A 4,044-nucleotide genomic window follows, 5' to 3' on the forward strand; every position below is an offset into this window, starting at 1 on the left:
CCTGGGGTGGATGAAGGAAGAGATCGAGGCGTGCGGCGGTGACTTCGAGCGCCGCGGCAAGGTAGCCGATGAGGCCATCGCGGTGATGCGTTCACTCTGGGCGGGCAAGGAAGCAGTCGATTTCGACGGCGATTACTTCTCGTTCAAGGGTGCGTACAGCTGGCCGAAGCCGCACCGCGAATCCGGAGTTCCGCTCTACATCGGTGGACACAGTCTCGCTGCTGCTCGGCGAGCAGGCCGGTTGGGTGACGGTTTCCAGCCGCTGGGACTGGCCGGTGAAGATCGCGACAAGGCTGTAGCGGCAATGAAAGCGGCTGCGGTGAAGGCAGATCGAGATCCTGCCGACGTATCGCTGGTACTCGGTGCGACACTGCCCAGGCTCGACGAAGCGAAACTCGACTGGGCACGCGGGTTGGGAGCCGATCGAATCGTGTTGTCCGCGAGTCGTCGTGGCACGTCGCTGGAACTGATCATCGACGAAATGGCCGAATGCTCGAAGCGGCTGGGGCTGAGTAACTAGGAGTGCGGGCGTGACCGGCAGCCATCGGAGCGGCTGCCGGTCATTGCTGTCGGAACGTCGATCAGTTATTGCTTGGTCAGCAATTTGCTCCGGAGCTTTGCGATCGTGTCGGCGTCAAGTTTCAGCACGTCCTGCGAAAACTTCTCCCACCCACCGAACTGGTCGCGAATCTTGTCGAGTACTGGCTGAATCTGGCTGGGACGCTGCTCCATCAAAGGTTTCAACAGATCGACATCGATTCCTTTCGAAGACAGAAACGTGTAGGTCTGTTCGTTCTTGGCTTTGTTGTAGGTGTTCGACAGGACGAAGTCGTCGACGATGGTCTTGTCAGGAACACCCAGAATGCCGAGAAGTAGAGCTGTCATCAGTCCAGTGCGGTCTTTGCCTGCCGTGCAGTGGTAAGCGACTGCGGACTCGGAATCGGCGATGGTCCGTAGGGCTTGGGAATACCCGGCCATTCCGTCAGGCTTGGACAGTTGGTCGACGGCGCCGGTGTCGCTGATCCGGACGGCTTCACCGCCCCCGAGCACCTGCTCCACGATTGCAGGGTCACCAGATTTCAGGGCACTCGTAATCGCTGTGGCAAGAGCCTGAGTGCCGGCATCCAGGGCTGCCGTGTTGACCACTTTCACGTTCGCGGGAACCTTGTCTGCTCCGTCCTTTGCGATCTCGCTGTCACCTCGGAAATCGACAACGGTCCGGATGCCTGCGTTCTCGATCGTTTGTTGATCGTCAGCAGTCAGATCGCTCAAGCGGTCGCCACGAAAAACCAGGCCCCACTTGACTGATCGGCCGTCGGCTGTCTCGTATCCGCCGACATCACGCACGTTGGCTGCGCCCTGCAGCGTCACGTGGCGGGTTGACGCGATGGTGGAAGTGCCGTCCTCGTCTATGACCTCGAAGTACCAGCGTGACAGTGGGTCGAGGCCGTCGACCTCAGTGGAGAAGCCGTCGACCGTGCCAATTTCCTTTCCTTCTGCGGCTGGGTTTTTCGGGTCGGTGGCGGCGAATACACGCACCTTTTCCGAGCCGCCGTGTTCCCAGACCAGTGAGTAGTGTCCGGCGGACGCTGATGTCACGTCGAGGTCGGTCGGCGTTTTCGCCGACTCGGCCTTGCTGCATGCGCCGAGTACGAGCATGAGTCCTGCCGCCGACAGCGCAAGAACTCGAGTTTTGCAAGTAGCCATGGGTCCTCCGAATCCAATTGGAAATCGGAGGCTACGCACCAGTGATCACTGTGTCGTGACCGTGTTGTGCAGAGCGGGAAAACTGCAGGCTGGAGTGCTTGTCGCCGATGATGATCAGGGATGGGCCAGCCCGTTCAGGAGCATCGCGCCGACAAAGATGGCACTGCTTGCGCGGGCGCTGCAGGACGGGTTGATCGCAATCGACGAACTCTGATCGAAGCGCGAGCGATCGGGTGCGTCGATCCGGGAGTCAGTCGAGGGCGGTGGCGTCGGTTGTCGGCGTCTTGGTGCCGGGAGTCGCTTCGATGTCGAGAACGACCTGGCTGTCGGTGGCTTCTTCGGGGAAGACGTACCGACGCATGGCCCACCAGCGGAAGGCCGTCGCCAGCAGGGTCCCGATGATCGATCCGCTGATGAAGTCCGCGAAGTTTTCCATCAACACCGACACCTCGGGTTGACGCAGATGGAACACGTACCGGGAGGTCCAGAGTGGTACCTGGTTGATGGCCAAACCGATACCCGCGACGATGAAGAACAGAGCGGCCTCGTGATGGCGCTGTCGACCACCGCGCTGCGCAAACGACCATTCGCGGTTGAGGACGTAGGACAGAACCGTCGCGATCAGGACCGCAAGGATGTTGGCCGTCACCGGGTGCTGAGGCAGAACCGTCCACTTGATGCCGAAGAACAGCACCGTGGTGACGATGAAGGCGATGCCGCCGACCACCAGGAACTTGAGCATTTCTGCGTGCGGCAGGACGCGCACGAGAACCCGCTCAGGAAGCCTATTGACCATCTTTTCGACAAACGCCATTGTTCGAGGCTAACCCTGAATACGACCGAGGGCACAAATCGTCGATGCCCGTGTCGGCAAGATCATCAGAATCCGTACCCGAGAATTGCGGGCTTCTGCGCGTTGAAAGCGAAGTCGAAATTCAGGATCTCCTGCGGATCGGACGCGTGGAGTCGGTGCGCCGCCGCGAAGGTCTTGGCCTGGTGCTCGCCCAGGTACAAGCTGCTCAGGACATCAGAGGGCATCGTGATCGCAGGCACCGCGTCAGTGGCCGTACAGGTGGCCTTGCCGTCCTTGACCTGAAGTGCGAAGGTTCCGCCGGCCTTCAGGAACGGATCTTCGACCTTGATGACTGTGTCCAGGTCAGCAGCATATTCACGAGCCTCGAGAGCCGCGGGAACGTCCATGATGCGCAGCCACAGTCGATCGGAGCGCGTCGTCGTCCGGGCAAGGCGGTAGTCCGTGAGCATCAGCCGGAGTGGATCGGCAGGATGCTGGCGTGTCTCGATCCGGGTGACGAGGTCGAGGCCGCAGATCGTGCGCCACAGCGCCGCGTGCGCATCTTCGGTGATCGTCACGAACTCGTCGATCCGGGCGATGCTGTCGCGGCCCTCGCTCGTGTGCCGGTAAGCGATGTATCCGTCCGCGTGTGTCAGAAAGAACAGTCCGGAGGCGCCGTCACGATCCTCGGACGGGTCGGCGAACATATGGTCCCAGAGCGGTTGCGGACGGACCTGAGCGCCGGGTGTCTGCAGCCGCCAGCGGTCGTAGAGCTCGGGAAGAAGCGTCGAGGCAGCTTTGATGTCGACGATGGACACGCCACCATTGTTGGGCACCTCGGGGCGGAATCGTGCGAAGCGGCGATCGAGGGTGATGCCTTCGCTGAAGGTGGCCGGGCCGTATCCGAAGCGGTTGTAGATGCCGGCCTCGCTGGCCGTCAGGGCGGCAAGCGGTGCTCCGGTCGACTCGATGTGGGCATGAAGCGCAGTGAACATCGAGCGTAGGACGCCACGACGACGGTGAGTCGGGGCGACGGATACCCAGGTGATTCCGCGCGTGGGGAGTTGGCGTCCGCCGGGCACGGTGAATTCCATGTCGATTTCGATGGCCACGCCGACGGGTAGGTCACCGTCGACGGCAAGGATGATGTCCTCGGGCTTGTAGAGCGCCTTCGTCAGTTCGCTGACCGCGGGAGACGGGTGAAAACCGAACCCCACCGAGTCGAGTAGTTGGAGAGCCGGCCAGTCACTCTCGGTCGCGGTGCGGATGGTGATCTTGTTTTCGGGGCTCACGTGTATCGACTCTGGCATAGATTGCACGAAGACGCACATGAATATCGGGGCTGACGTTTCCGCACCGGCTCCCAGGGGTACCGCCCGACGGACCAGTCCTGCGGCACGGAGAAAACCGATACGGAGAAACACTGTGGCGATCACCGACATCAAGGAATATGCCCATCTCACCGAGGAAGACGTCGAGGCACTCGGGCGCGAGCTGGATGCCATTCGGCTCGACATCGAGGAGAAGCGCGGCGCGCACGACGC

Annotated in this window: 5 protein-coding genes; 2 read left to right on the forward strand and 3 right to left on the reverse strand. The window is 61.5% G+C overall.

Features of this window, described 5'->3' with window-relative positions:
- Positions 1 to 520, forward strand: a 520-nt coding sequence (locus A2J01_RS29335; protein WP_156519443.1) for an LLM class flavin-dependent oxidoreductase, incomplete at its 5' end; no start/stop codon positions are given.
- Positions 521 to 585: 65 nt separating this feature from the next.
- Here the strand turns inward: A2J01_RS29335 and A2J01_RS29340 are convergent.
- Entirely contained in the window at positions 586 to 1,707 is a 1,122-nt protein-coding gene (locus A2J01_RS29340) for a tyrosine-protein phosphatase (RefSeq protein ID WP_082900981.1), read from the reverse strand.
- Between the two features lie 55 nt (positions 1,708 to 1,762).
- Here A2J01_RS29340 and A2J01_RS37090 point away from each other — a divergent pair, with 55 nt between their 5' ends.
- Positions 1,763 to 1,921, forward strand: coding sequence for a hypothetical protein (locus tag A2J01_RS37090; RefSeq protein WP_223304510.1), 159 nt, complete (start codon positions 1,763 to 1,765; stop codon positions 1,919 to 1,921).
- A gap of 36 nt (positions 1,922 to 1,957) precedes the next feature.
- Here A2J01_RS37090 and A2J01_RS29345 read toward each other — a convergent pair whose 3' ends face one another.
- Both A2J01_RS29345 and A2J01_RS29350 read right to left on the reverse strand, forming a co-directional pair.
- Entirely contained in the window at positions 1,958 to 2,521 is a 564-nt protein-coding gene (locus A2J01_RS29345; protein ID WP_003939753.1) for a GtrA family protein, read from the reverse strand.
- A 65-nt stretch (positions 2,522 to 2,586) separates the two neighbouring features.
- A complete protein-coding gene (locus A2J01_RS29350; protein ID WP_064114141.1) occupies positions 2,587 to 3,792 on the reverse strand; it encodes an enhanced intracellular survival protein Eis in 1,206 nt (401 codons plus the stop codon).
- Between the last annotated feature and the right edge of the window lie 252 nt (positions 3,793 to 4,044).

The organism is Rhodococcus sp. EPR-134, from assembly GCF_001647205.1.
GTDB lineage: Bacteria > Actinomycetota > Actinomycetes > Mycobacteriales > Mycobacteriaceae > Rhodococcus_F > Rhodococcus_F qingshengii.

Coding starts and splice junctions, on each gene's coding strand:
- A2J01_RS29340 (WP_082900981.1), bottom strand. CDS start 1,707: ATGGCTACTTGCAAAACTCGAGTTCTTGCGCTGTCGGCGGCAGGACTC.
- A2J01_RS29345 (WP_003939753.1), bottom strand. CDS start 2,521: ATGGCGTTTGTCGAAAAGATGGTCAATAGGCTTCCTGAGCGGGTTCTC.